This window comes from Pedobacter agri, from assembly GCF_032678665.1.
In the GTDB taxonomy this organism is placed as follows: domain Bacteria; phylum Bacteroidota; class Bacteroidia; order Sphingobacteriales; family Sphingobacteriaceae; genus Pedobacter; species Pedobacter agri_A.
In genome coordinates, this window is record NZ_JAVTSH010000008.1 from 15,321 (window position 1) to 41,867 (window position 26,547).

General features: G+C 37.2%; 22 protein-coding genes. 11 read left to right on the forward strand and 11 right to left on the reverse strand.

Annotation, left to right across the window (positions count from 1 at the left end; genetic code table 11):
• Window positions 1-61: 61 nt before the first annotated feature.
• Window positions 62-472, reverse strand: coding sequence for an organic hydroperoxide resistance protein (locus tag R2Q70_RS16480; RefSeq protein ID WP_316808649.1), 411 nt, complete (start codon window positions 470-472; stop codon window positions 62-64).
• A 452-nt stretch (window positions 473-924) separates the two neighbouring features.
• On the opposite strand from R2Q70_RS16480, the gene R2Q70_RS16485 reads away from it, so the two are divergent.
• From R2Q70_RS16485 to R2Q70_RS16495, 3 genes are read left to right on the forward strand one after another with little or no spacing between them, the layout of a single operon-like run.
• The gene (locus tag R2Q70_RS16485) at window positions 925-3,312 is read left to right on the forward strand and encodes a gliding motility-associated C-terminal domain-containing protein (RefSeq protein ID WP_316808650.1); all 2,388 of its coding nucleotides are present in this window, start codon (window positions 925-927) and stop codon (window positions 3,310-3,312) included.
• Window positions 3,312-4,307: a PorP/SprF family type IX secretion system membrane protein gene (locus R2Q70_RS16490; protein ID WP_116168182.1), complete on the forward strand. Its 996-nt coding sequence runs from the start codon at window positions 3,312-3,314 to the stop codon at window positions 4,305-4,307. Before R2Q70_RS16485 ends, R2Q70_RS16490 begins: the two co-directional genes overlap by 1 nt.
• A 3-nt stretch (window positions 4,308-4,310) precedes the next feature.
• Window positions 4,311-4,751, forward strand: a complete 441-nt coding sequence (locus R2Q70_RS16495) for a hypothetical protein (protein ID WP_316808651.1) — start codon at window positions 4,311-4,313, stop codon at window positions 4,749-4,751.
• Here the strand turns inward: R2Q70_RS16495 and R2Q70_RS16500 are convergent.
• Window positions 4,748-6,922: an FUSC family protein gene (locus R2Q70_RS16500; protein WP_316808652.1), complete on the reverse strand. Its 2,175-nt coding sequence runs from the start codon at window positions 6,920-6,922 to the stop codon at window positions 4,748-4,750. The genes R2Q70_RS16495 and R2Q70_RS16500 overlap by 4 nt on opposite strands.
• Window positions 6,923-7,656: 734 nt before the next feature.
• Here R2Q70_RS16500 and R2Q70_RS16505 point away from each other — a divergent pair.
• Both R2Q70_RS16505 and R2Q70_RS16510 read left to right on the forward strand, forming a co-directional pair.
• Window positions 7,657-9,009: a PhoH family protein gene (locus R2Q70_RS16505; protein ID WP_316808653.1), complete on the forward strand. Its 1,353-nt coding sequence runs from the start codon at window positions 7,657-7,659 to the stop codon at window positions 9,007-9,009.
• A gap of 80 nt (window positions 9,010-9,089) precedes the next feature.
• The gene (locus R2Q70_RS16510) at window positions 9,090-9,809 is read left to right on the forward strand and encodes a hypothetical protein (protein WP_316808654.1); all 720 of its coding nucleotides are present in this window, start codon (window positions 9,090-9,092) and stop codon (window positions 9,807-9,809) included.
• Here the strand turns inward: R2Q70_RS16510 and R2Q70_RS16515 are convergent.
• Window positions 9,806-11,017 carry a TCR/Tet family MFS transporter gene (locus tag R2Q70_RS16515; protein WP_316808655.1) on the reverse strand — a complete coding sequence of 404 codons (1,212 nt, stop codon included), beginning with the start codon at window positions 11,015-11,017 and terminating at the stop codon, window positions 9,806-9,808. The two genes, R2Q70_RS16510 and R2Q70_RS16515, sit on opposite strands and share 4 nt — an antisense overlap.
• Before the next feature lie 285 nt (window positions 11,018-11,302).
• On the opposite strand from R2Q70_RS16515, the gene gyrA reads away from it, so the two are divergent.
• The 3 genes from gyrA (at window position 11,303) to R2Q70_RS16530 (ending at window position 16,261) form a co-directional block, all read left to right on the forward strand.
• The gene (gyrA, locus tag R2Q70_RS16520) at window positions 11,303-13,894 is read left to right on the forward strand and encodes a DNA gyrase subunit A (RefSeq protein WP_316808656.1); all 2,592 of its coding nucleotides are present in this window, start codon (window positions 11,303-11,305) and stop codon (window positions 13,892-13,894) included.
• 25 nt (window positions 13,895-13,919) lie between these two features.
• Window positions 13,920-15,008, forward strand: a complete 1,089-nt coding sequence (locus R2Q70_RS16525; protein ID WP_316808657.1) for a tetratricopeptide repeat protein — start codon at window positions 13,920-13,922, stop codon at window positions 15,006-15,008.
• Window positions 15,009-15,115: 107 nt separating this feature from the next.
• A complete protein-coding gene (locus R2Q70_RS16530; protein WP_316808658.1) occupies window positions 15,116-16,261 on the forward strand; it encodes a tetratricopeptide repeat protein in 1,146 nt (381 codons plus the stop codon).
• Between the two features lie 188 nt (window positions 16,262-16,449).
• Here the strand turns inward: R2Q70_RS16530 and hemF are convergent, their stop codons facing one another.
• From hemF to R2Q70_RS16545, 3 genes are all read right to left on the reverse strand, one after another.
• Window positions 16,450-17,343, reverse strand: coding sequence for an oxygen-dependent coproporphyrinogen oxidase (hemF, locus tag R2Q70_RS16535; protein ID WP_316808659.1), 894 nt, complete (start codon window positions 17,341-17,343; stop codon window positions 16,450-16,452).
• A 123-nt stretch (window positions 17,344-17,466) separates the two neighbouring features.
• The gene (locus tag R2Q70_RS16540) at window positions 17,467-18,696 is read right to left on the reverse strand and encodes an MFS transporter (protein WP_316808660.1); all 1,230 of its coding nucleotides are present in this window, start codon (window positions 18,694-18,696) and stop codon (window positions 17,467-17,469) included.
• Between the two features lie 99 nt (window positions 18,697-18,795).
• A complete protein-coding gene (locus R2Q70_RS16545) occupies window positions 18,796-19,008 on the reverse strand; it encodes a hypothetical protein (protein WP_029204312.1) in 213 nt (70 codons plus the stop codon).
• A 306-nt stretch (window positions 19,009-19,314) separates the two neighbouring features.
• On the opposite strand from R2Q70_RS16545, the gene R2Q70_RS16550 reads away from it, so the two are divergent.
• The 3 genes from R2Q70_RS16550 to R2Q70_RS16560 all read left to right on the forward strand — a co-directional run bounded on the left by R2Q70_RS16550 (window position 19,315) and on the right by R2Q70_RS16560 (window position 21,910).
• Entirely contained in the window at window positions 19,315-19,800 is a 486-nt protein-coding gene (locus tag R2Q70_RS16550; RefSeq protein ID WP_316808661.1) for a DUF4442 domain-containing protein, read from the forward strand.
• Between the two features lie 6 nt (window positions 19,801-19,806).
• Window positions 19,807-20,433: an RNA-binding domain-containing protein gene (locus R2Q70_RS16555; RefSeq protein WP_316808662.1), complete on the forward strand. Its 627-nt coding sequence runs from the start codon at window positions 19,807-19,809 to the stop codon at window positions 20,431-20,433.
• 121 nt (window positions 20,434-20,554) lie between these two features.
• Complete coding sequence (locus R2Q70_RS16560) at window positions 20,555-21,910, forward strand: MATE family efflux transporter (RefSeq protein WP_316808663.1); 1,356 nt, start codon at window positions 20,555-20,557, stop codon at window positions 21,908-21,910.
• Window positions 21,911-21,990: 80 nt separating this feature from the next.
• Here the strand turns inward: R2Q70_RS16560 and R2Q70_RS16565 are convergent, their stop codons facing one another.
• From R2Q70_RS16565 to kynU, 5 genes are read right to left on the reverse strand one after another with little or no spacing between them, the layout of a single operon-like run.
• Window positions 21,991-22,725: a hypothetical protein gene (locus tag R2Q70_RS16565; protein WP_316808664.1), complete on the reverse strand. Its 735-nt coding sequence runs from the start codon at window positions 22,723-22,725 to the stop codon at window positions 21,991-21,993.
• Between the two features lie 38 nt (window positions 22,726-22,763).
• The gene (locus R2Q70_RS16570) at window positions 22,764-23,447 is read right to left on the reverse strand and encodes a pseudouridine synthase (protein ID WP_316808665.1); all 684 of its coding nucleotides are present in this window, start codon (window positions 23,445-23,447) and stop codon (window positions 22,764-22,766) included.
• A 23-nt stretch (window positions 23,448-23,470) separates the two neighbouring features.
• Window positions 23,471-24,373 carry a histone deacetylase gene (locus tag R2Q70_RS16575; RefSeq protein WP_316808666.1) on the reverse strand — a complete coding sequence of 301 codons (903 nt, stop codon included), beginning with the start codon at window positions 24,371-24,373 and terminating at the stop codon, window positions 23,471-23,473.
• Entirely contained in the window at window positions 24,373-25,233 is an 861-nt protein-coding gene (locus tag R2Q70_RS16580; protein WP_316808667.1) for a bestrophin family protein, read from the reverse strand. The genes R2Q70_RS16575 and R2Q70_RS16580 overlap by 1 nt, the downstream gene beginning before the upstream one ends.
• A gap of 2 nt (window positions 25,234-25,235) precedes the next feature.
• Entirely contained in the window at window positions 25,236-26,531 is a 1,296-nt protein-coding gene (gene kynU, locus R2Q70_RS16585) for a kynureninase (protein ID WP_316808668.1), read from the reverse strand.
• Between the last annotated feature and the right edge of the window lie 16 nt (window positions 26,532-26,547).

Consider the following 26,547-nt stretch of genomic DNA (forward strand, 5'->3'; position numbering starts at 1 on the left):
ATACAACAATTTGAGCATAAAAAAAGCGACCCTAAAGTCGCTTTTATATTTTAATAAGGATTTAGACCGCCGTAACCCTCACCTCAATATTTCCCTTTACCGCTTTTGAATACGGACAAGCTCTGTGTGCTTTATCGGCAATTGCCTGCGCCTCTTCATGAGAAATTCCTGGAATATGAACATCTAAATCGGCCGATAGAGAATATGCATTTCCTTCTTTATTAAATGATACCAGAACTTTAACATTGGCCTCACTTACGTCAACACCTTCCCGTTCGGCAACGGAGCCCAAAGCTCCTAAATAACATGGCCCCCAGGCTGCCGCAAATAATTCTTCAGGGTTTGTAGCACCACCCTGTCCACCAAGTTCTTTAGGTTTTCTTAACTCAAAATCTAATATGCCATCGCTCGACTTGATGTGTCCGTCTCTTCCTCCAGTAGCTGTAACTTCAGCTGTATATAGCTTTTCCATAAAAATATTCTTTGTTTTAGTATAAACAACAACTGGTAGTACGCTTTGTTTGGTAGGCAATTTTAATGGTCATAAGCTGCCACTTGATCACTTCAATTGTTATTTAAGGGATTTTGCAGCTTCTAACATCAATTTTCGATCGGGTTTCGTGTAAAAAAAATAATTTTCGGCATCCTTCCGAAAGTTAATTTCCTTAAATGAAACAACGTATTAGTAATATGCCATCAGCTGCTAATCGTAATGATATTATATTGTAATACAGTTTATTACTTCGTTGTCTACCATAACATATACCGCTCTGTGGCAAATACATACTCACTTCTGTGATTTGGCTTTCGTGTAAAAAAAATGCTTTAAGGCCTATGCGTAAACTCACCGATATACTAAAATGATATTTTTACAGTATCACTTTTTAATTCATCGTCCCGTTGAGTAATAAATTGTTATTGTTGATGTGTGTAGCAGTATTGGCTATACCATCTAAATTGTTTGGTCAAACTTGTCCGGAAAACATTGGTTTCGAAAATGGAAATTTTCGGAACTGGAAGTTATTTACAGGATTATCTACGCTCTACAGCAACAAAAATGTCATCTATACCAATGAGGTAACATCACCTGCATTGGGCCGACATACCATTATCACCAATAAGGCTGAAAAAGACTATTATGGTGGATTTGACCTCATTCCGAGAAGTGGTGGCAATTTTTCAGTTAAATTAGGGAACAATGGCACTGGCGCCCAAGTTGATGGCGTTTCATACTTGCTAAACGTTCCTTCAGATCGCCCCGAATTTACGCTAACTTATCAATATGCTGTTGTTTTGGAAGATCCATCGCATCCTTTGGAGGAACAGCCTCGTTTTATAGCTCGCGTAAAAGATCTTGAGAAAAATGAATACATTCCTTGCGCTTCATTTGAATATGTAGCAACATCATCCTTACCGGGATTTAAAAAATCTAAAGTTAATGCTTCAATAATTTATAAGGAGTGGACGCCGGTAACGATAAACCTATCTGGCTATCAGGGAAAGCAGTTACTTATTGAATTTATAAGTGCAGATTGTGCGCTGGGTGGTCATTTTGGTTATGCTTACGTTGATGTAGACAATTTATGCGGCGACCTGATTGTAGGCAATACCTTTTGCAAAAGTGCTGATGAACTTAATATTTCCGGACCAAGTGGCTTTCAGTTTTATAACTGGTATAACGCCGATAAATCAGTTAAATATGGTTCCGGGCAGTCGGTAAATATCAAGCCCACGCCACCTGAAGGATCAAAAATTATCTTGGATCTGGTTCCGTATGCCGGTTTCGGCTGCCCGAGTTCAATTACATCTGTAGTGCATAGTGTTGATTATCTCATGCAGGTATTGGAGAAAAACACCGTATGTCAAAATGCTGAAGTCGATTTAACCAGTAGCCATTATATTTTAAACAAAAGTGATCAATTTACATATCTGGTTTATCAGGATAAAGATTTAACACAGCAATTGACCGGATTGATTAGCATTAAAAAAAATGCGAAATACTATATTAAGGCAACAAACTTTAAAGGTTGCGAAAGTGTCGCTACAATTGACATTAATGTTTTTGATTTAGCTAATGTAACGGTTAATAGTCCGCTAACAGCCTGTTTTGATCATACCGTTGATCTTACAAATGATCAGTTGTATTCCAATTTAGAGGGCATTTTAAGAAGTTATTTCCTTGATGATAAGGCATCGAAACCATTAGCAAATCCAAACGCCATTAAAACATCCGGAAAGTATTATGTATTACTTGCCAATAACTATGGCTGCAGTAAAATTCTTCCTGTAGAGGTAATCATCAACCCGAAACCACTTCTTAACATCAGTAATCCAGTGGCAGTTTGCTATCCAAATACAATTGATATCACTTCAAGCAATATATTTGCGGGCAACGACCCAACTTTTAAATACAGCTTCTTTGAAGATGCCGCATTAAAAAATCCAATAAATGATCCGAAACATATCGGTAAAACCGGCAGCTACTTCGTTACTGCAACCAATGCTCAGGGCTGTTCGGTTAATGGTAAAATTGATGTTGTAGTAAACGATTTGCCTGTATTAGCGGTGAAAGATCCTGCGGCTGTATGCTATCCGGAAAAGGTAGATTTAACCAATCAAAATCTTTTCCTGGGCAGTTCAGAGAAATTGAGCTATTCGTTTTTTAGCGATGAAGCACTCACTGACCGGGTAAGTAATCCAAAATCAGTAAGCAAATCTGGAGCTTATTATGTAAAAGCTACTAATGCATCTGGTTGTTATGTGTCTGACAGAATTAACGTCACCATTAATTCGTTGCCAACCATTGTGCTCAATAAACCAAAAGCAATCTTTGATTATGATTTTATCGATCTAACCAGTGCCGAAATCACTAAAGGAAGTAAAGATTTTTCTAAGGTTAGTTATTTCCATGATGCGTTATTAAGTCGCCCAATTGCAGATCCTACCAGGATGAACAAAGCTGGCATTTACTATATAACGCTACAAAATGAAAAAGGTTGTTCCGTATCGGCACCAATTGAGCTTAATATATTGCCACAGCCTAAAATTGTTGTGCCCACTGCATTTACGCCGCATAAAGAAACCAACAATAAATTATATCCGTTTTTAGTGAGCATCCAAAAATTAACCAGTTTCAAAGTATTTAATAAATGGGGCATCCTTGTTTATCAAACCGACTTGGCATCAAATGGCTGGGATGGACAATTTAAAAGCAAAATGCAGCCATTAGAAACATTCTCATGGTTCGCTGAAGGCATAGATGCCTTTGGTGGTAAATTTCAGTCAACAGGTAAAACTATACTTATATTATAATGTACAAATCGTTACTCACCTCTTTTTTGTGCATGATTACACTATACTGTTCAGCACAAGACCCTAAATTCTCGCAATACTTTGCGGCACCACTGTCATTAAATCCTGCTTACACAGGTTTTTTCGATGGAGAATATCGCATTGCGGTAAACACCCGCCAACAGTGGGGAAACCTCGGCGACCCTTACAATACCTATAGTGTTTCTGGAGATATAAAGCTCGTGGAGGATGAAAACTTTACCAATAGCGTTTTCAGTTTAGGATTAAGTGGACTATTTGATGAATCTTTCAACAGGGCTTTGAAGTCGCAATACATCAGCGCCAGTATGTCGTACTATCAATACCTCGATGTTGAACATCGCTTTAAGTTTGGCCTGGCACCACAAGTTTCGTACGTATCTAAATTTCTAGATTACAACAAATTAACTTTCGCCTCGCAATATACTGATGGCGGCTTTGATAATTCGTTGCCTAACTATCTAGACCTCAAAAACGATAAGACATCATATTTTGATGTAAATATCGGCGCTAACTTCGCTGCAAATTTCAATCGCCTGAGTTTTGCTGTAGGTTACGCACATTATCACCTTACCAAACCACAAGAAACTTTATTAAATAATGCAAATGAATATGTTCCGGTAAGGCAGACTGCCAATTTTGGCATGCTTTATTTGCTGAACAACTATGTAGATTTAAATGTTACAGGTGTTTATAATGTTCAAAGAAATAATAAAGACACTATCCTTGGCACCGTTGTAGGTTTCAAACCTAACGATGAAACCCGTTTGAAACTAAATTTCGGCATGTGGTTTAAGTTTAACGAAGCCTCATTTTATCCTTACGTTGGCGTAGCGATGGGTGATGTGAGCGCCGGATTGAACTATACTGTTTACGGAAATAAACTATTGAGCGCAACACCCCGCACTTATGAACTATCATTTATTTACAGACATAACAATTTTAAAGGTTTTAAAGTTCCATGCCCTAAGTTTTAAGCTATGAAAACTACATTATTATTTTTCGCGTTAATTGCATTTGGCAATATTGCATATAGTCAGCAAACTAAGCAGAGTATCGATTATCAATACTTTAGAGATGACAAAAGTTACTACGCTTTCGAGCTATTTAAAGATAATAGTAGCGGAATGGATAATCATTTGATGATCAATTTCACCGCAAATACGAGTTTTAAAAAAATTGATAAAGTTTATTTGAAAGCTGGAGAAACAGAATTAAAACTTAAATTTAAGCTAAGGGAAGAGACCGTTAAGTCAGACAATCCCGAACAAAAGTTTTATCCAATAATATTTGAGGCGAAAGATTTAGCAGACAAGAATTTTCCCTGTGATGCAAAAATCGTATTTAAATTAGACAACGGAACAAGTTATACTTTGCCTTTTAGCGCTTGCAGTGTAATTGAATTTATTGCGAAAAACTAAATTTTTACCTTAACTGTAAGTTTGTAAATATCATAGGCAACTTTTTGAATCAAGTCAAATTGCTCTGGCACCAAGTCTTTTCCTTCTACTATTTTTAAGCCGGTATCTGCCAGGCGTATCAACGGAACATTTTCAATCGTATTTTTGCCTTCAAGTAAATTATTCATCGCAGTATCAAGCAAATAATCTGTATTTTGAGCAATAGGTTTTAAGGCGTCGAAATTTTCGAAAGTAAATTCGTGCTCTTTATTGTAGAGCGAGAGTGTGGCCACATACGAAGACAGCAAATGACTTAATGCTGTAAACTGATGTACTTCTTTAATAAATAACTGCTTACTTTTAGGTTCAGAGAACATTCGCTGAAATAATGACGCTAAGTTTGCAGTAGCCACATATACTTCTTTTCTCGCCAACTTGTAATCTGTCCGGTTATAAACTTTTTCAAAATACAACCTGGCAACCTGTTCATAATAAGCTTTGTTAGCTTTTATAATGTCGGTCATCGCTTCTTTTAGTTTTTCATGTTCCCAGGTTGGAAAGAGTGAGTAGCTGGCTAACAAAGCAATACCCGACCCAATAAATGTATCATAAATCCTCTCCCTGGCTAAGGCAATAGAACCCATTCCGAGGAAATCAAATAAGATAAGGATGTATGGCGTCATGAAAAGCACACTCACCACATAGTTTTTACGCTGAAAACTGTAGCTTCCAACCATGCATATTAATAGAATTACAAAAAGCGCATTTTTATCATGAATATAACTCACTACCGCCATACCAATGAAAGCGCCAACGGTTGTACCAATTAACCGTTGATAATTTCGCTCTTTAGTTAGACTGAAGCCGGGTTTGGAAATCACTAAAATGGTTAACAAAATCCAGTAACTGTGAGAGAAATCAAGTATTTGCGAAACGATAAACCCAAGCGACATGACTACCGTAACCCTTAACGAATGCCTGAAGGTTGAAGAACTGTAAGTGAGATTTTCCTTAAATAAATCAAAATCAAATTTCTGGCGCTTAATGAATTTCTCGGTATCCACTTCCGCCTGACGAATATCTTTGTTATTGCGGACCTTGAAATAACTGAAAATTGTTTTCACCCTTGATAGGATATTCTCAATATTTACTTCGATATTTTTCAAAGCAATAATCCCAATGGTACTATATTCCTGATTGGTATTATTCTTCTCCAGGTTATTGATTTTAATTTTTAAACGTTCAATTTCGATAAGCAATCGTTTGGAGATTACTGGTTTTCCACCGCTTTTCAAGGCAAAGGCAATATCATCCAAAGCATAAGAAATACGTTTTATCGCCATTTCATAGTCTGATAAAATACCCGCTTTATCAAACTGATCATGTAATTGCTGATAGTTATAATAAGTTGACATCACTTGCTCAAACAAATCAACCATATCTACAAATACCAGCAATAAAAATCTGCCTTCCGGACTTGAATCTCTTACAATTTCCCTTGTTCTGAAGAGAAGTTCGCGAACGGCATCTTGTTTTTCGTGTACCGAAACTTGTAACTGCAACAAATCGGCGTAGGTTTTATCGTAATTATTGTTCTGATGATAAAACTTTGCTTTTTCCCTCAAAAATTCGGCTACCTCTAAAATAGAATCGCTTAAAGATTGTTGTACCAAACGAAAGGGGCGGAGGCGATAGACGAAATAACTTAATCCTGTATACCATAAACTCCCGGCCAAAACCATTAGCGAGTGAGAAATCACCTCTTGCCATGGGCGAACATCATCGATGCTCAACACCATGATAAGTAAAACGGCTGTACCAACCGACGCAGCTCTTACCCCATAGATGTAAAACATCGAAAAGATAAAACTCGAAATGGCCAGTAAAAAACCTATGAAATAATGGCTTTTATTGGTAAGTCCGGTGATGATTGAAAATACGAAAATTAATATCGTTGTAACGAACATTGCGTTCCGCCTGTGAACCATCGGCCCGGGGCTATCCACCACACTCACACACAAAGCACCGAGCGATAAAGTCATGCCATAGGTTAGCATACCGAATTGTGCTAGTATAAGTGAGGGGAGGAGAACACCTATCGTAATTCGCAACCCATCCGCAAAGTAAGTACTTAATAAAAAGTCTTGAATATTTCGAATGGGTTGCCTGATCTGCATGTACAAAAATAACATAATACACATGTTTTTTGTTGCACTGAAAATTAAGTTTTTTGATTTTTTAGAAAATTCAGGCAGAATTTAACTAGTGCACTGGTTACCAAAATGTTATAAAATGTTTATAATTTCTTATAGCGTTGATGTTAATAAACTTTGATAATATGCGTTGGCTTTAAAGAAATGAATACTATATCTATTTATCATGTTGATAACCAGTGTTTTTAAGTTTAAAACTATGTTAATAATTTGTGTCGATTTTTGCTTGACACAGGGGTGTTTTTGTACTAAATTAGATGATATCAAATACGAAGTACTTTGAATTCTGATAAAACCATCCAAAAGAGATAATGATCTGAACAGAGAGTTATTTCGGATATGTTTACAGGGAAAACGATTAATTTCAGAAAGGGTTAAACCGAGTAAGAATATAAATAATCCTCATCGAAAGATAGATTATTCGAAAATCGCACAGGCCCAAACAGAGCTTATTGAAAACTAGGAAGTTTACGAACAGAATAGTCGGAAATAAATTTTCACGGATCGTAAAAGTTGTAAAACCTTACGGAAATGGAAAAATCAAAGTAACAAGAATTAGATGCTTTAAATACAACTATGGTTGTTTTAAGGTTAAAACGGGGAACTGAATCGAAAGAAGAAGGACCCCGTTTTTATTTATACCGTTTTTTACTTTGCATTTAAAAGATTGCAATATTTGGTGCAAATCCTATCCAAAATATTAAATTTACCTTATGGCTAAAAAAGGTAAAACCCCAATTAACCCCACTCAAAAAATCTTCGTTTTAGATACATCTGTGATTTTATATGATCATGATGCCATCAACAACTTCCATGAACACGATGTTGCTATTCCTATCCAGGTATTAGAGGAACTCGATCATTTTAAAAGTGGAAACGATACCCGGAATTTCGAAGCCAGAAGTTTTATCAGGTTAATTGATCAAACCTCCAAACAGCAACTTATCAGTGATTGGGTTCAACTAAAAACAGAAAGTGCTGGTAAATTCAGGGTGATTTTAAATAATCAACCCTTAAAAACTGATGCGGAGGAGATATTTGGCAAGGGCAAAACCGATCATAAAATTTTGAACGCCGCGTTAAGTCTGAAAGACGAATATCCCAACAAAAAAGTTGTGCTCGTTTCAAAAGATATATGCCTGCGTTTGAAAGCCAAAGCACTTGATTTACACGCAGAAGATTATGAAACCGGCAAAATTAAAAATGTTGATGAGCTCTACGCCGGCAAGACAGAACTGTCAAATTTTCCTGAATCAATTATCGATGAGGTAAAAAAAACCAAGTACTTAGATACGGAGAATATAGTGCTTTCAGCGAAAGAGGGAAATCATTTTTACGTATTAAAAAACAAGCGGAAGGTTGCCAATGTGTTTTATAATCATGCCCTGAAAACACTTTCATCTGTTTCAACAGATGCTATATTTAAAATTAAACCAAAAAATATCGAACAGGCCTGCGCCATACATGCTTTGTTAGATCCAAATATAAAACTGGTGAGTATTCAGGGAAATGCGGGCACCGGCAAAACACTGCTGGCACTTGCGAGCGCTCTGGAGCAACGCCGAGAGTTCAGGCAAATCTATATTACCCGACCAATTGTATCACTTAGCAACAAAGACATTGGTTTTTTGCCTGGCGATGCCAAATCTAAAACAGATCCTTTTATGGCACCCATTTGGGATAATCTCCGCTTTATTAAAGATCAGTTTAGTGGTGATGAAAAAATGACTGCCAAAATTGATGAGTTAATCGCTACAGAAAAAATTGCAATTGCACCGCTGGCTTTTATTAGGGGAAGAACGTTAACAAAAATCTTCTTCATTATAGATGAAGCGCAAAATCTCACACCGCATGAAGTGAAAACCATTATTTCGAGGGCGGGTGAGCATACGAAAATAGTTTTTACAGGAGATATTTATCAAATTGACACACCCTATCTCGATTCGGAAAGCAACGGATTATCTTATCTCATTGAGAATGCTAAAAATCATCCTTTATATGCGCACATTACATTGCAAAAGGGTGAGCGAAGTGAATTGGCTAATCTTGCAAATGCGCTATTATAGTATTATTTTGCCGACCTTAATTTAATACAAACGCAAACTCAATGTTCTCACTTTTTATTCTGCTGGTTATTATTCGGTTAATGAATAAATACCTCGATAATGATCAATTCAAACTGGCAGACAACCCAAACACACAAAATGGAAATATCGAAAACTATTTTCCAATTGTTTTTCATTTTGTGATTATTGTTTTAATTGTAATCTCCTTTTTTAACACTAATATTTTAACAGATGATCGGATTCATGTGCTGGTATCAGATGGTATTTTTCAATTTGTGAGCACCTTGCTTATCGTTATCATCAGCATTATTAATCCATTTGTTTCCTTTTCTGCAGATGCACGGGCTAAACTGCAAATGCTTACAGATCAGGAAAAGTTTTCTTCGATGCGTTGGTTACTCAGAAATAAAAACTGGCAGTTATTAAAAACCCTGGCTTGCATCCTTATTGTAGCTTATTTTATTTCTAATCAGATTTTGGTGATTCCAAGCTTGAAACAAGGCACTATCTCTGGCATCACCATCATCCTGATTTTATTTTTTGTTTTCAGCAACATTGTTCAGTTGATTAAGGATCCGGTAATGTTTAAGAAAAAAACCTTATTCAGGTTATCGATGCTTTACCGCTCGTTTAAACTTTCCTTTTTCATATCAATTGGATTGATTGCAGCAGTATTTTTGTTTTCGGCATTAACACAAATTGATACATCCAAAACCGTAAAAATTGAAGCGATAGTATTAATGGTTTATAATGTGGTGATGGCTTACAATGAGTTTAAGATACTGCAGGCTTCGCGTTAATGATATTTTCGCATTGCCCTGATGGCGATAAAAAAACCAATCAGCGTTAAAAAGGCGCTTAAAATAAAAGGCGCACCAGGAAAATATAACGGAGTACCATCCTGGATGAAATAAACAAAAATATGACTGGCCAGCCATGGACCAATGATTGCGGCTAAACTTTGCAAACTTGTGGTTATTCCCTGAATTTCGCCTTGCGCATTTTCAGGTACCTGGTTGGATATAATGCTCTGCATGGCGGGTCCGCCGATACCAGCTAGACAATAAGGAACTATAAAAATCATCATCATTAAACCGCTATTAGCGAAAGCGAAGCACACAAAACCGATTACGTACAACATTAATCCAAAGTAAATTGCCTTTCGGTTTCCAATTTTAGGGATGATCAACCTGATCAATCCACCTTGAACGATAGCCACCATTAAACCTACTACGCCTAATGAATAACCGATCATGGTAGAATCCCACTGGAACTTTTCGATTACATAATATGACCAGTTAGATTGTACGGAATGGCTGGCAATATATAACAGTAATAGGGTCGCCAGTAGCCCCAGTATGGCCGGATATTTAGAAGCGTTCAGGAATGAGCCTATCGGATTTGCCCGTTTCCATGAAAATTCTCTCCGTTTATCTTTACCAAGTGATTCTGGAAGAATAAAATATCCGTATAGCCAATTAATTAAAGCAAGTCCTGCCGAAATCATAAATGGAACCCGTAGACCGAAAGTACTAAAGATGCCGCCAATTACAGGTCCTAAAATAAAGCCTACACCGAATGCCGCACCAACAAGGCCAAAATTTTGAGCTTTTTTCTCTGGTTCAGAAATATCAGCAATGTAAGCCATAGCAGTTGTAAAACTGGCTCCTGTTATTCCGGCGATAATTCTGCCAATAAATAACCAAAAGATGGAAGGAGCGAAGGATAAAAAAATATAATCAATACCTAAACCAAAAAGCGAGAATAGCAAAATTGGCCGGCGTCCGTATTTATCACTTAGACCACCCATAATTGGAGAGCAGATAAATTGTGCCAATGCAAATGCAACCATCAGGTAGCCGCCGTAATCGGCCGCCACACTAACACTTCCACCGGTAAATTCCTGAATCAGTTTGGGCAACACTGGTATAATAATTCCGAATCCCGTAAAATCAATCAGCAGCGTGATCATGATAAAAATCATCGCCGACTTTTTTTGTTTAGCCATTACAATTTTTGGTTATAAGCAAAAATATAAATTTGGATGACCTAATCCTACCAATTGTATCAGATTCTCGATACATTAAAGACGCTGCGCTTTAATTCAGCTGCTTCAAAAAAATCATTTAAATGTCGCTTTAAGCACACTAAAAAAATTAAGCATCAGAAAAGCTTTGTAGATAGGCAAAACTTTTCCACAATGCCTTATTTCGGCATATTTTTGCTAAATTCGCAAGGTTATAATAACACCTTTTTTTTGAAATATCGTTTTTGATAACGAGAATAATAATTTATGGCAGAAGATTTAGAAAATCAACAAAACGACAAAATCATCCAAATTAATATAGAGGAGCAGATGAAATCGGCCTACATTGACTACTCAATGTCGGTTATTGTATCAAGGGCTTTGCCTGATGTACGCGATGGATTGAAACCGGTACACCGCCGTGTTTTATATGGTATGCTCGATCTTGGTGTAACAAGTAATAAACCACATAAAAAATCTGCCCGTATTGTGGGTGAGGTTTTAGGTAAGTATCACCCGCATGGAGATTCATCTGTTTATTTTACCATGGTTCGTATGGCTCAGGATTGGAGCTTACGTTACCCAATGGTTGATGGTCAGGGAAACTTTGGTCACATTGATGGTGACTCACCAGCTGCAATGCGTTACACGGAGGCACGTTTCTCTAAAATTGCTGAGGAAATGCTTGCCGATATTAACAAAGATACAGTAGATTTTCAGCTGAACTTTGATGATACCTTACAGGAACCAACCGTTTTACCAGCAAAAATCCCAAACCTTTTGGTTAACGGATCATCTGGTATTGCGGTAGGTATGGCGACCAATATGGCGCCACATAACTTAACAGAATCTATTGATGGGATTATAAACTATATCGATAACAGAGATATTACCATCGAAGAATTAATGAAGTTTATCAAAGCTCCTGATTTTCCAACGGGTGGTATTATTTACGGCTACAATGGCGTTAAAGAAGCTTTTGAAACTGGTCGCGGTCGTATCGTGATGCGTGCTAAAGCCGAAATTGAAAGCATTAAAGATCGTGAAGTAATCATTGTAACCGAAATTCCTTACCAGGTAAATAAGGCACAAATGATTGAGCGTACAGCTGAATTAGTGGGCGAGAAAAAGCTGGAAGGTATTTCAAACATTAAAGATGAATCCAATAAAGATGGTATCCGCATTGTTTACGAGATAAAACGTGATGCAAATGCTTCCATCGTTTTAAATAACTTATATAAATATACGGCTTTACAAACCTCTTTCAGTGTAAACAATATTGCATTGGTAAAAGGTCGTCCGCAGATGTTAAATCTGAAAGATTTAATTGTACATTTTGTAGATCACCGTCATGATGTAGTTATTCGCCGTACCAAATATGAACTGGCTGAGGCTGAAAAAAGAGCTCATATTTTAGAAGGTTATTTAATTGCTTTAGATCATTTAGATGAAGTAATTAAATTAATCCGTGCTTCAGAAACACCTGAAGAAGCCCGTTTAGGGTTAATGGAGAAATTTGGTTTAAGCGACCTTCAGGCTCGGGCAATTCTTGATATGACGCTTCGTCGTTTAACAGGACTAGAGCGTGATAAAATTAAGGAAGAATATGCTGAGTTGATGAAAACCATTGAATATTTGAAATCTATTCTTGCAGATGAAGGTTTGCGGATGAAGATTATCAAAGATGAGCTTGAAGAGGTTAAACAAAAGTTCGGCGATGAACGTAAAACCACCATTGTTCATTCTGCTGAAGATATGAGCATGGAAGATTTCATTGATGATGAAGAAGTAGTAATTACCATTTCACACGAAGGTTACGTAAAACGTACACCAGCAACTGAATTCAGGGCGCAGGGCAGAGGTGGAAAAGGATCAAAAGGCAGTACCTCAAGAAATGAAGATTTCATTGAGCACATGTTGGTTGCAACCAATCATAATTACATGTTATTTTTTACTGAAGCCGGAAGATGTTTCTGGTTACGGGTTTACGAAATTCCTGAAGGTTCGAGAACAAGTAAGGGAAGGGCAATTCAGAATATCATCAACATTCCGAAAGACGAGAAAATTAAGGCTTATATCAAAGTTAAAAACCTCAAAGATCATGAGTATTTAGAGAACAATTTCATTATTATGTGTACTAAAAAAGGTACCATTAAGAAAACTTCTCTTGAAGCATACTCTCGTCCACGTGTAAACGGTATCAATGCAATTAACATTAACGAAGGTGATGTTTTATTAGAAGCTTGTTTAACTAATGGAGAAAGCGAAGTTGTAATGGCTTTACGCTCAGGAAGGGCAATTCGTTTCAATGAGAAAACTGTTCGCCCGATGGGTAGAACTGCAACTGGTGTACGTGGAGTGAGATTGGCACATGATAAAGATGAGGTTGTTGGCATGATTGCTGTAAACAATCCGGAGGTTACGGTGTTAGTAGTATCAGAAAAAGGATACGGAAAACGAACAGACATTGAAGATTATCGTGTGACAAACCGTGGCGGTAAAGGTGTTAAAACCATTAACGTTACAGAAAAAACAGGACAATTGGTTTCAATTAAAGACGTTACAGACAGCGAAGATTTGATGATCATCAACAGATCAGGCATTGTAATTAGAATACCTGTTTCTGCTTTAAGAGTGATGGGACGTGCTACTCAGGGCGTTCGTTTGATATCTTTAAAAGGTGATGATGAAATTGCTTCGGTAACCAAAATTGATCATGAAGAAGATGAAGAAGAAACAGTTGATTTAACAGATGTTGTGGTAACTGACGGAGAAGAGTTAGAAGCCGATACAACCGAAGCAGAAGAAACTGAAGAAGATGAAACAGATTCAGAGGACGAAACGGAAGAAGAAAATTAACTAAATTAAGATTAGAATAAAAATTATGAAAAGAGTATTTCTAGGTATAATTTTAGCAGGCACTGTAAGCGCTGCGTTTGCTCAGAAAAGCGAAGTTAACGAGGCTAAAAAAAAGTGGGGCATTTTTCAACTAACTTCACAAGGTGCTTCTACACCGTTGGCTAAAAAACTGGAAACCATTAAAAGTGGTTTAGCTAATACGGATAAGGCAATTGCCGATGAGAAATCTAAAGTAATGCCGGAAGCATGGTCGTATCGTGCTTTGTTTGCTTCATCAGCGGCAATTTTAGATACTGTAGATGCGGCAAATGCAGATGCAAACATTAAGATCGCTCAAGATGCTATTGCTGAAGGTAAAAAAATTGACGCAAAAGGGTCGGAAAAAGATAATTTTGCTTTGGCTGAAACAAATATTGCAAATGCAGTAAGAAATGCAGGTGTGATGGCTTACAACAAAAAAGATTATAAGACAGCTTACACCAAATTTGTTCAGGCAACAGTAATTAATCCTCAGGATACTTCGATGTATTTAAACGCAGGCATTGCAGCAAGAAATACTGAAGACTGGCCAGCTACTGTTCAGCAGTTTAAAAAGGTTATCTCTTTAAACTCACCACAGTCATCAGAATTATACAACGAGCTGGTTGACATTACTTTACGTAAGCAAAAGGATACCACAGCTGCGTTGGCAATTATTAAAGAAGCGGTAGCAAAATATCCTGATAATGCTGAGTTAATCAAAACAGAAACTCAAATTTATATCGACAGGGGAGATGCTGCTAAATCGGAGCAAATGTTAAATGCATTGGCAACAAAAGAGCCTACTAACCCAAACTATCAGGTTTTATTAGGAAACATTTATTTCTCTCAAGCGCTAAAGCTACAAAATGAAAGAAATAAAATTGATGCTAAAAAAGTTAAAGAGTTTAATGATGTAACTGCCAAAATGAATGGTTTGTTAGACAAATCTCTACCTTACTACAAAAAAGCGTTAGAAATTGACCCTAAAAATCCAGGTGCTTTGGAAACCCTTAAAACAATTTATGGTTTCAGAAATGACACTAAAAATTACGAAGACATCAAAAAACGTTTAGATGCGCTTCCTAAGCAATAAATGATAACAATTTAAAAAAGAGTCCCGAATTAATTCGGGACTCTTTTTTTTTGTTTATTTTTACGGCATTACCAATACATTTTACGAATTTAACGTACAATTATCCTATGCATAGCGGTTCAAAGTTGATATTAGCCCTCTCATTTTTTGTTTCATTTAATGCTGTTGCTCAAAAAAGCCAGATACTAATTGCCAGAAATGCGGTAGGTAAACTTCAAGCCTCGATTGCTAATAAAGAGGATGAAAAAAAGCAACTTGCGATTATTACCGAAGGTCTTAAATCAATAGAATCAGCAGAGAAAGATAACAAAACAAAAAACTGGGCAGAAACCTGGTCAATCAAATCATATTTAACATCTTTCGCGTCGCTCATCGATACAGATAAAGCCAATTCTGATAAGTTTTATGACGCGGCGAATGCAGCAATTAAGCAGGCGAGGGGTTTAGATAAGTACGAAGACAATTCTGGCTTAATTAAAGCTTCGAACCATAATATCTTAATTAAAAAACAGGAAAAAGCTAATTCATCGTTTTTTAACAATGATTTTACTGAGGCTTACAACGACCTGAAAGAAGTAAGTGATAGTTTTCCTGCAGATACCACATTAGCGTTAAATACGGCAATTTGTGCTTTAAACATCCAGAATTATGATGAAGCCATAAATTACTTCAAAAGAGCAAAAGATAATGGTATTCAGAATGCGGCGATGTTTCAAAAGCTTGCACAGTTATACGTCGGGAAATACGATAATGAAACGGCAATCAAAACTCTTGAAGATGGCCTGGTGAAAAATCCTTTTCAAAGAAATCTTACTAACGATTACATTAACTTGCTTCTGGATACTGAGAACTATACCAGAGCTGCTGCATTGATCGAGGGAAATTTAAAAGTAGAAAAAGGCAATAAATTACTTTACTTTTTGTACGGTTATCTACAGCAAGTAAATGGAAATAATGCGACAGCAATTCTCGCTTATGATAAAGCACTTGATAGCGACCAAAATTATTTTGATGCGCTTTATCAATTGAGTCTGGCTTATATTAACAGTGCAAATGAAACGCTCAGTAAAAATGAAGCAGACAAAGCCAACAAATATAATAATCTGATTAACAGGGCGCAGTTTGCTTTACAAAGAGCAAATGAAATTAATCCTAACGACAAAAAAACAGTTCAGTTACTTGTAGACATTTACACCAGAAAAAATGCTACAGACAAAGTTCAGGAACTGAACCGTAAACTCCAGGAATTGTAAGATGATAATAAAAAAGAGAATAGGATAGTATTGCAAAATATCAACTTAACATAATATTAATTATAAGACTCAATTATTAATACTTTTATACACAGCTATCATCTCATAAATGAGCTTGAAACAGCCCAAAAAATTAAAAAAATTAATTAGGCAAAATTAATGACCAGCATGAATGCCGATACAAATCTTTAAACCCAATTAATTCCCTTTCTTAGAAATTGTTGCGTTTTGAATTCCTCTGTATCATTTCCCGGCTGAACATTGTAACCCCAGTTTGCCTGTGGCGGCAAACTCATCAATATTGATTCAATCCGGCCATTGGTTTCCAGGCCGAATTTGGTTCCGGAATCGTAAACTAAATTAAATTCTACGTAACGGCTGCGGCGCTGATACTGCCATTCTTTTTGAACTTCGGTAAATTGCTTGTCGCGGTTTCGGTCAATCAATTCTGTATAAATTGGTAAAAATGTTTCACCAACATTAATCGAAAAATCTAAAATTTCTTCCCAGGATAAATTTGTATTTTCTGGCTTCAAGCGATCGTAAAAAATGCCACCAATACCACGGGTTTCTTCACGGTGCTTGATAAAAAAATAATCATCAGCATGATTCTTGAATTTCGGATAAAAGTCAATGCTAAAATCATCACATGCCTGCTTCAATTTGTGATGAAAAAAACGGGCATCGTTCTCAAACACATAATGCGGTGTTAAATCAATTCCGCCACCAAACCAACGCGTTTCTTCATTTAGCTCAAAGTAGCGGATATTCATGTGGATGATCGGAACTAAAGGATGATTTGGATGAATAACGATAGATACTCCAGTAGCGAAAAAATCATCTTCAGTTACATTAAAGGCCTTTTTTACCGGTTCCGGAAGTTTTCCATATACCGCAGAGAAATTTACACCACCTTTTTCGATAATCGAACCGTTTTGCATGATTCGGGTGCGACCGCCTCCCCCACCATTTCTTTCCCAAAGCTCTTCCTGAAATTTTCCCTTTCCGTCGGCAATTTCCAATCCCCTGCAAATTTCATCCTGTATTTGCTTATAACGTTCTGCAACTTCTTCTTTAAACATGGTGGTGTGATTAAGTATTCACAAATTTAAAGCTATTAAAGGAGCTATATTGATAAATGTTTAGATAGTACATTGGATTGACATAATCTTTTATCTCGAAAGCTTTACTGTCAAATCCGTTAATTATTCTTCGAGATAATCAAGATCCTTACTAAAGCTTTCCTTCAACTGACTCAATCCAAACACGGCGATGATGGTTAAAATAGCCATAACTAAATACCCTGCAGAAATTAAACCATATTTTTTCGCGAGAAATTCGAACAGAAAAGTAATTGGAATAAGTGCGCCACGTACAAAATTAGGAGCTGTAGTAGTTACCGTAGCACGAATATTGGTTCCGAATTGCTCTGATGCTATGGTGACAAAGGTAGCCCAATATCCTACCGAAAAACCCATGAACAAGCAAATCCAGATAAAGGAATCACTCGTTAATCCATAACTGGTTAAATAAACCACCACGCTAATTGCCGAAAGCAAGTGAAAAATGAATACGGTTTTTTTACGGGATTTAAGCACCTGAGAAAGCAGGCCCGTTACCACATCGCCAATTGCAATACCAAAATAAGTGAACATGATTCCGGTTCCGGCTTTCAGCGGCTCAGTGGCGCCCAATGCCTTCCCAAATTCTGGGGCAAGTGTAACTAAAATTCCAACTACAAACCACAATGGAATACCAATTAAAATACAGTAGAGATATTTCAGAAATCGCTTCTTATTGTTAAAAAGCATGAAAATGTTTCCTTTAGAAACGTCAGCGCCGGCGGCATGTTTAAACATTCCTGATTCAAATGTACCTACACGAAGGAGCAATAAAACCAGTCCCATTCCACCACCTACGAAATATGAGGTTTGCCAGGTATATTTTGACGCTACCGTTGCTGCCACGGCTGCGCCCAGCAATCCAATTGCACCAACAATCATAGTGCCGTAACCACGCTTTTCTTTATCCATGGTTTCAGCAACAAGCGTAATGCCTGCTCCAAGCTCTCCGGCCAAACCAATACCAGCAATAAACCTGATCATAGCGTAGCTATTTACCGAGGTAACAAAACCATTCGCAATATTAGCTAAGGAGTATAATAAAATGGAGCCGAAAAGTACTTTAATTCGGCCAAGCTTATCGCCCATCACGCCCCAAAGAATCCCCCCAAGAAGCAATCCAAACATCTGCGAGTTGATGATCAGGAAACCATCAGATTGCATGTTTTCAGGTGAAACGCCAATTTCAGTTAAACTTTGTACACGAACTACCGAGAATAAAACAAGATCATATATATCAACGAAATAACCCAGAGCGGCTACGATGACTAAAAATATAACATTACGATTGTTTGCTTTAGATTTTGGATCCATTTCGATATTTGGTTTATTTGCTGAAAGTACAAATTAGCACAAATAAATAAAACAGATTATAAAAATAAATGCCACTCTTGATTTAGAGTGGCATTTATATTACTGCATCGGAGGTGTTTTTGTTGTATCCGGTGGTGTAGTTTTAGATGTATCTGGCGGTGTGGTTCTTGTCGTATCCATTGGCGCCGTAGTTGCTGTAGAATCCATCGAAGTACTGTCTGATGAACCAGCCATATTCTTAGATGAATTGCATGCTGATGTGGCAATCATCAATGTGCCAGCAAAAGCAAGACTTAAAATTATTTTTTTCATAGTTTTTTATTGTTATCTATACACTTAACAACCTTGTAATCATTTAGTTTTATTTTTGTTATCAAGTATTGGCGTTTTTAGATATGTAGCTGATTCATAGCTGCATTCTCGGTAAAGGATACCAGCTGGCACATTGCCATTTTTAAGTTCGATCACATTCAGAATTATATACATGCTTTTTGAAAAAATCAGGATTTGATGAATTCTTTAACAAATAATTGTTTGCCACCTTTATTTACTGAAATATTACTGAACATCGGGCTTAAAAACTTTAAAAGGTGCTAAATCTTTCTGATATTAGGCAATATGATTATTTCTCAAAACACCTTGAAATGGGTAATGCGCTTTTATCCACCTTTATTTTTTCAGCGCATTTGGGTGAAGAAATTTGAAGAGGATTTTAGAAGTTGTACTGTTAAACTGAGCAAAAGTTTCCTGAATAAGAACTATAATGGTTCTATTTTTGGGGGAACTATTTACGCTGCCACCGATCCATTTTATGCCTTGTTATTCGATCAACTAATGCAAAGACGGGGTTTTAAAGTTCGGGTTTGGTTAAAAAGTGCATCTATTCAATATTTAAAACCTGGAAGATCGAATTTATATTTTACCATTCGTGTAACCGATGAGATGATAGCCGAAGCCGAAGACGCATTAAAAACCGTTGGTAAATTTGTAAAGGCCTTTCCTATGGAAATTACTGATAAAAATGGGGTGCTTTGTGCTACCGTAATGAACGAAGTTTATATCCGAAACCTGCATCAAGGCGAAACGCCAACTGTTGCTTATTGATCTATTATGCCAAGTATTAAAAGTTTAATTCTGCAGGGCGAAGGTGTGATGCTCGATTTTAAAAAAACGATTACCAACACCGAAAAGATTGCAAAAAGCTTAGTTGCCTTTGCAAATAATAAGGGCGGTAAGTTGCTTATTGGCGTAGCCGATGATGGCACCATCAAAGGTGTAAAATCGGAAGAAGAAGAAAAATACATGATCCTTACGGCTGCCCATCAGTTTTGCAAGCCCGCCATTGAACCTTATTTCGAAGAAATTTATGTTGATGAGAAACTAGTATTGGTTGCCAACATTCCGGAAAGCGATACTAAGCCGCATTATGCACTGGATGAACATAAAAAATGGTGGGCATATATCCGAATTGATGACAAGAGTGTATTGGCCAGCAAAATTATTGTGGAGGTGCTCAAAAATGATCATAAAGATAAAGGGGTACTCATCTCCTATTCTGATAATGAGAAAAAGCTTTTGGAATATTTGGATCGCAATCAGCGAATTACCTTAAAAGAACTGAGCAAATTACTACGCTGCTCCTATCGGAAAGCACAGAAAATACTAGTGAATCTTATTCTTACCAATGTAATTAGAGCCTATACTTCGGAGAAGGAAGAATATTTCGTAGCTGTATAAAAACGATGTTATTGTTTCGCTGTATGAGTGATGAGAAATCATCACCGTAATTACCAAGTAAACCGCATAATTAATCAAAGCTATCTTTTTTCATATTAAAAAAGCCGACCTTTGCAGCCTTATGTTTTCTAAAATTTATACCAAATACAAGCCCTACTACAAAGAAAATCTTCATCTGGCATTGCCAATTGTTGGATCGCAGGTTGGGCACACTTTGGTACATATGGCTGATAGTGTAATTGTTGGCCACTTCACTGATACCACACAGCTTGCCGCTGTATCGCTTGTTAACAGTATCTTTATTCTGATCATGGTGATTGGTTTAGGTATTTCGTACGGATTAACACCTTTAATTGCACAAGAACATGGTCGCAACAATGATCAGGAATGCGGAAAACTTCTATCGAGCAGCTTAATTATTAATGTGTTGGTGGGTATATTGCTTTATGCGCTGGTGCATTTTGGAATGTTGTTGGTAATTGATCATTTAAATCAAACACCAGCAGTTGTAGCTTATGCTAAACCATATTTGGGATTGCTTTCGATATCCATCATCCCTTTACTCGTATTCCAGACTTTTAAGCAGTTTGCCGAAGGTTTAGGTTTTACCAAGCAGGCAATGTTTGTTTCCATTTGGGGTAATGTTTTAAATATCACTTTAGGGATCATTTTTGTAAAGGGAATGTTTGGCATTAAACCAATGGGCGTAAGCGGAGTTGGCTTAAGTACGCTGATAGACAGATCATTGATGGCTGTTGTAATGGCGATTTATGTACTGCGATCAAAACATTTTAAAAAATATCTTATTGGCTTTAAAGCTACATTTATTGATAAGGTTTATGCCACTAAAATCATCAAAATTGGTGCACCGGTTGCGTTGCAGTATTCCTTTGAAATCAGTGCCTTTAGCGGTGCAGCTATTCTAATTGGAACTATTGGTGCTGTTGAACAGGCAGCGCATCAAATTGCGATCAGTTTAGCATCGATGACGTATATGATTGCCAGCGGTATAGCTTCTGCCGCAACAATAAAAACAGGAAATAATTTTGGTAAAAAAAGTTTTGATGATCTCCGGAAATCTGCCATCGCAAGTTACCATGTCATTTTACTTTTTATGAGTTGTACAGCAATTATCTTTATTGTAGCGCACACCATTATGCCGTTCATCTATACTGATGACGCCAAAGTTGTAGCTATTGCCGGACAACTACTGATTATTGCAGGCTTTTTCCAATTATTCGATGGAACCCAGGTGGTTGGTTTGGGTGTGTTACGTGGCATTGGCGACGTGAATATGCCAACATTTATCACATTTTTAGCATATTGGGTTGTGGGTATTCCGGTAGGTTACTTACTAGGATTTACCTTTGGGTTGGGTGTATACGGGATTTGGTATGGCCTTACCTTTGGATTGTTAACTGCCTCTATCCTATTGTTTTTAAGGTTTCAGAATAAAACCAGAAACCTTAATCAATAACTGAGGCATTATGCTTAAACCATTGATCATTGACTTATGTTTTTCGTTCATCGAAAATTAATCAGTTATTGAGTTGAGATTTACTTCCCGCCAACATTCACCACCACGCCGATAGTGAAAATTGAATTTCCGGCAGACATATAATCTCTGTTCTTCAGACCGATATTACTACTTGTTGTATATTGTAATTGAATGGTTTTGCTTAATCCCATTCTGGTAAAAAAGATTGGCTCGAAGAAAATGTTGTCTTCTTTGGGCTGAAACACGCCATTTAAAAAGAAGCGATCCATCTTCACATGACTGATTCTTAATGCCGTACCATAATTGATCGGAAAATCTTTGCCGAACAACTTTAAATTGTTTTTCTTTTTAGAGCTATAGTTTACCTGAAGGAAGGATTTTCTATAATCTACTTCCTGGAGTTCGCTGCTTACCAGAACATCATTTTTATAATCTCTGAAGGTAATGTCACTCCATCCTTTTCCAACACCAGCGTAAACTTCGATAATGCGGTTATTATCCGGCCCGAAAGTATCAAAATAACCACCCCCTATTTCAATCAATTTGTGTCCGAAATCTTTCGATTTACGTTCACTATTCATCGCCGATCCACTAAACAAAACACCTATGTGATTTGAAACAGCATAAGCACCATTAATACTGGCATTACCTTTTAAGGAAATATGGCCGCCACCGCTAAATTCCCCCTGTTTACTTAACATTGGCGTATTTGGTACATTGGGCATGTAAACGGAAGAACAACTACTGGCAAAAAGCGCTAAAATTGGGAAAGCTAAACGTAAGTATTTATTCATAGATGTTTTATAAACAGTTTTTCGATGCAAAAATTGTGTTAAAGCTTCATTTTCATAAAATCCATTACTCTTTTGAATTCATCATGCAACCCAGCTTTTAAATGGATCTCTTTTTGGTTTTTAGGATGAATAAATTTCAGTTCTGATGCATGGAGCAACATGGTTGTCATGTTCCATTGTTCGAGAAAAAATTTATTTTGCTTATTACAGCCATGAGTTCTATCACCAATAATTGGATGAAGAATATGACTGAAATGCCTCCTTAACTGATGCATACGCCCGGTTTTCGGAGTTGCCTCAACCAATGAATACCTGGAAGTTGCATGTTTACCGAAGGCTACATCCACTTCTGCCTTTTGCAGGGTCTTAAAGGAGGTAAAAGCATCTTGCATGGTTCCATTCTCTTTAGCCAAAGGATAATCAATATCCATTTCATCTGGCGTAAAGCCACGTAAAATCGCTAAATATTTTTTTTCGGTGGCTGCATTCATAAACTGCTGGTGCATGGCGATCTCCGATTCCTTATCAAATGCAAATAATAAGATTCCACTGGTTTTTCTGTCTAAACGATGTACCGGACTCACGTGTTTGCCTACCTGATCGCGTAGCATTTGTAAAGCAAATTCTGTAGCATCCCTCGCAATAGAAGATTGATGTACCAATAAACCATGTGGTTTGTTAATCGCAATCAAATGTTCATCCTCATAAATAATCTCCAACATGCGGCGAAGATAAGGATATTGAATCAAGTAAATAAATCAAAAGCTAAACGATATGTGTTACAATGTGCATCTACAATATCTTTGATATCTGCAGAATAGCCGCCACCCATACTTACTTGCAGCGGAATGCCGTTGCTTTTACAGGCCTGAAGAACCATGCGATCTCGCTCCTTACAGGCGGCTTTACTTAAAGATAATTTCCCTAGTTTATCTGTTGACAGCACATCTACGCCGGCAAGATAAAATACAAATTCCGGATTGGATTTATCGAAAGCTTGATTTAGCTTCTCATCAAGCAACGATAAATATTCATCATCTCCGATATGGTCTTCCAGCGGTACATCTAGATCTGAAATTTCTTTTCTGAATGGAAAGTTTTTTTCGCCATGCATGGAAAAGGTGAATACCCGTGGTTCATTACGGAAAATTTCAGCAGTGCCATTTCCCTGATGTACATCTAAATCAATAATTAATATTCGACTGAATAAATTATTATGTAGCAAATAGTTAGCTGCAATAGCCTGATCATTTAGTAAGCAAAATCCCTCTCCCCAATTACTGCCAGAATGGTGGGTTCCGCCGGCTACATTAAATGCTATTCCGGTTTCAATTGCGAATTGCGTTCCTTCAATTGTTCCTTGTGTAATTCGCAATTCACGTTCAACCAGTTGCGCATTAAGTGGAAAACCGACTCTCCTTTGTTCTTTTTGTGGAAGGGTAAGTCCTTTCAATTGTTTCCAGTAATTCTCATCGTGAGTCAACAGGATGATGTCTTCATCAACCAGGTTCGGACTAAATAAATTATTTTGATCAATTGTACCTTCATGAAGGAGCTGTCCGGGAATGAGCTCATATTTTAACATAGGAAACCGATGTCCTTCGGGCAAAGGATGTGCGTACAATGGATGCCAGGCAATTTTGATCATTAGCTCAAAATCTCTTCAATGTGTTTTTCAATATTATTCGAAATCTGATCTACCGGCAAATCATTCGGATCATATCCGAACGGATCTTCAATCTCTTCGGCAATCAGCTCCAAACTTGCCAGTACATATAGTATAAATGGAACAATCAGCACCAGGAAATAACCTAAGCTAAATACCCATCCGATAGGAAGTGTTAGTACATAAATGAAAATGAACTTCTTAATGAAAACGCTGTAAGAAAATGGAATAGGCGTATTTTTAATCCTTTCGCAACCTCCGCAAATATCCGTAAACTGATTCACGTCATTGGTTAACACGATTAGCTGTTCTTGCGAAATGTATCCTTTTCGGGTTAGCTCATATAAACGCGAAATCATACTGCTGGCAATTTGATTTGGAATATGTTTGCTTTCTTCAACCTCTATCAAAAAACTATTCTTACCGAAATATTTTTTTTCGCGGAGGTGCTCTTTTAATGCGAAAGCATATTTTGGAATGCCATACTCAAAAAACCTTACTTCCTCCTCTGGTAAGTTAAGCGCTTTAATTTTCATGGCGAAATTTCGGCTTACGTTGGTGAGTGCACCGAGCAACCTTCTGCCTTCCCACCACCGGTCGTAGGAAGTGTTTGTTCGGAAAACGAGTAACATAGAAATCACGAAACCTAAAAGGCTGTGCATCATCCCGATATTGCTTACATAATCACTTTTGGAGAGCTGAAACACATTCAGTTCAAGAAATGCTACAAAAGCAGAAAATATTGAGATACTAATCATTAGCGGCCATAACTTCCTAAAAGTATCGCCTTTATGAAAATGAAAAATAAATGTAAACCAATCTTTCGGGTTATAATGAATCATGTTTATGCCGTAGTTAATATCTTTTTGGTGACTTCTGATAATGCTTTACCTGTCTGGTAAACATCTTCAAATGAATTATAAAGCGGAACCGGACTTAAACGAATTACATTTGGCTCACGCCAGTCGCCAAGAATTCCATGCGCTAATAAACCATCAAAAATTTCCTTACCATTTCGAGCCGCAATGATAGATAGTTGAGCACCTCTTTCTTCTGAATTTTTAGGTGTAATAATTTTATATTGCACTTCTTCTAATTCTATATTTAATTCATTCACAACAAATTCCAAATAACTGGTTAAACTGATACTTTTATTTCTTAACATATTTAGAAAGCCAGCTTCCTTAAAAATTTGTAATGAAGCATGATATAAAGCCATCGGCATTACCTGCGTACAGCTTACTTGCCAACCATCAGCTCCGGCTTCGGGAATAAAACCCTTTTCCATTTTGAAGCGCTTATTTTCCTGATAGCCCCACCATCCGGCAAACCGGTTGAGCGCTGTATTTTCAAAATGCTTTTCATGTACGAATATCCCACTTATACCTCCAGGGCCAGCGTTTTGATATTTATAAGAACACCAGCAGGCAAAATCTACATCCCAATCGTGAAGTTTAACCGGGACATTACCTGCAGCATGAGCTAAATCCCATCCTACCATTGCACCAATGCTGTGACCAGCTTTGGTAATGGTTTCCATATCATACCATTGACCGGTGTAATAATTTATTCCACCGAAAAGTACCAAGGCGATTTCATCTCCCTGTTCCTTTATTTTAGCAACAATATCTTCCGTTTGAAGGGTTTCTTCGCCAGCTCGCGGGAAAACCTCGATAATTGCATCATTTGGATCAAAACCATGGAACCTAACCTGACTTTCTATTGCATACTGATCAGAAGGAAATGCACCAGCTTCCATGATGATTTTAAATCGCTTACCTTTTGGCTGATAAAAGCTAATCATCAACAAATGGAGGTTTACGGTTAACGTATTCATCGGGCAGACTTCACTTGGGAGCGCACCAACAACAGGCGCCATTAACTTTTTCAGCTCTTTATGATAATACATCCAGGGTTCATCTCCATCAAACCAACCTTCTACAGCGAGATTAGCCCAGTTATCTAACTGACTATTAAGTACCTCTTTAGCCACTTTAGGTTGCAATCCTAATGAGTTACCACACAAGTATATAAATGATTCATCACGATATTTCGGAAACAGGAATTGATCTCTGAAATGTTTAAGTTCATCTCTTTCATCCTGTTCCTTTGCAAAAGCTAAAGTGTTTTCAAATTTCATTGCCTCAATATTACAA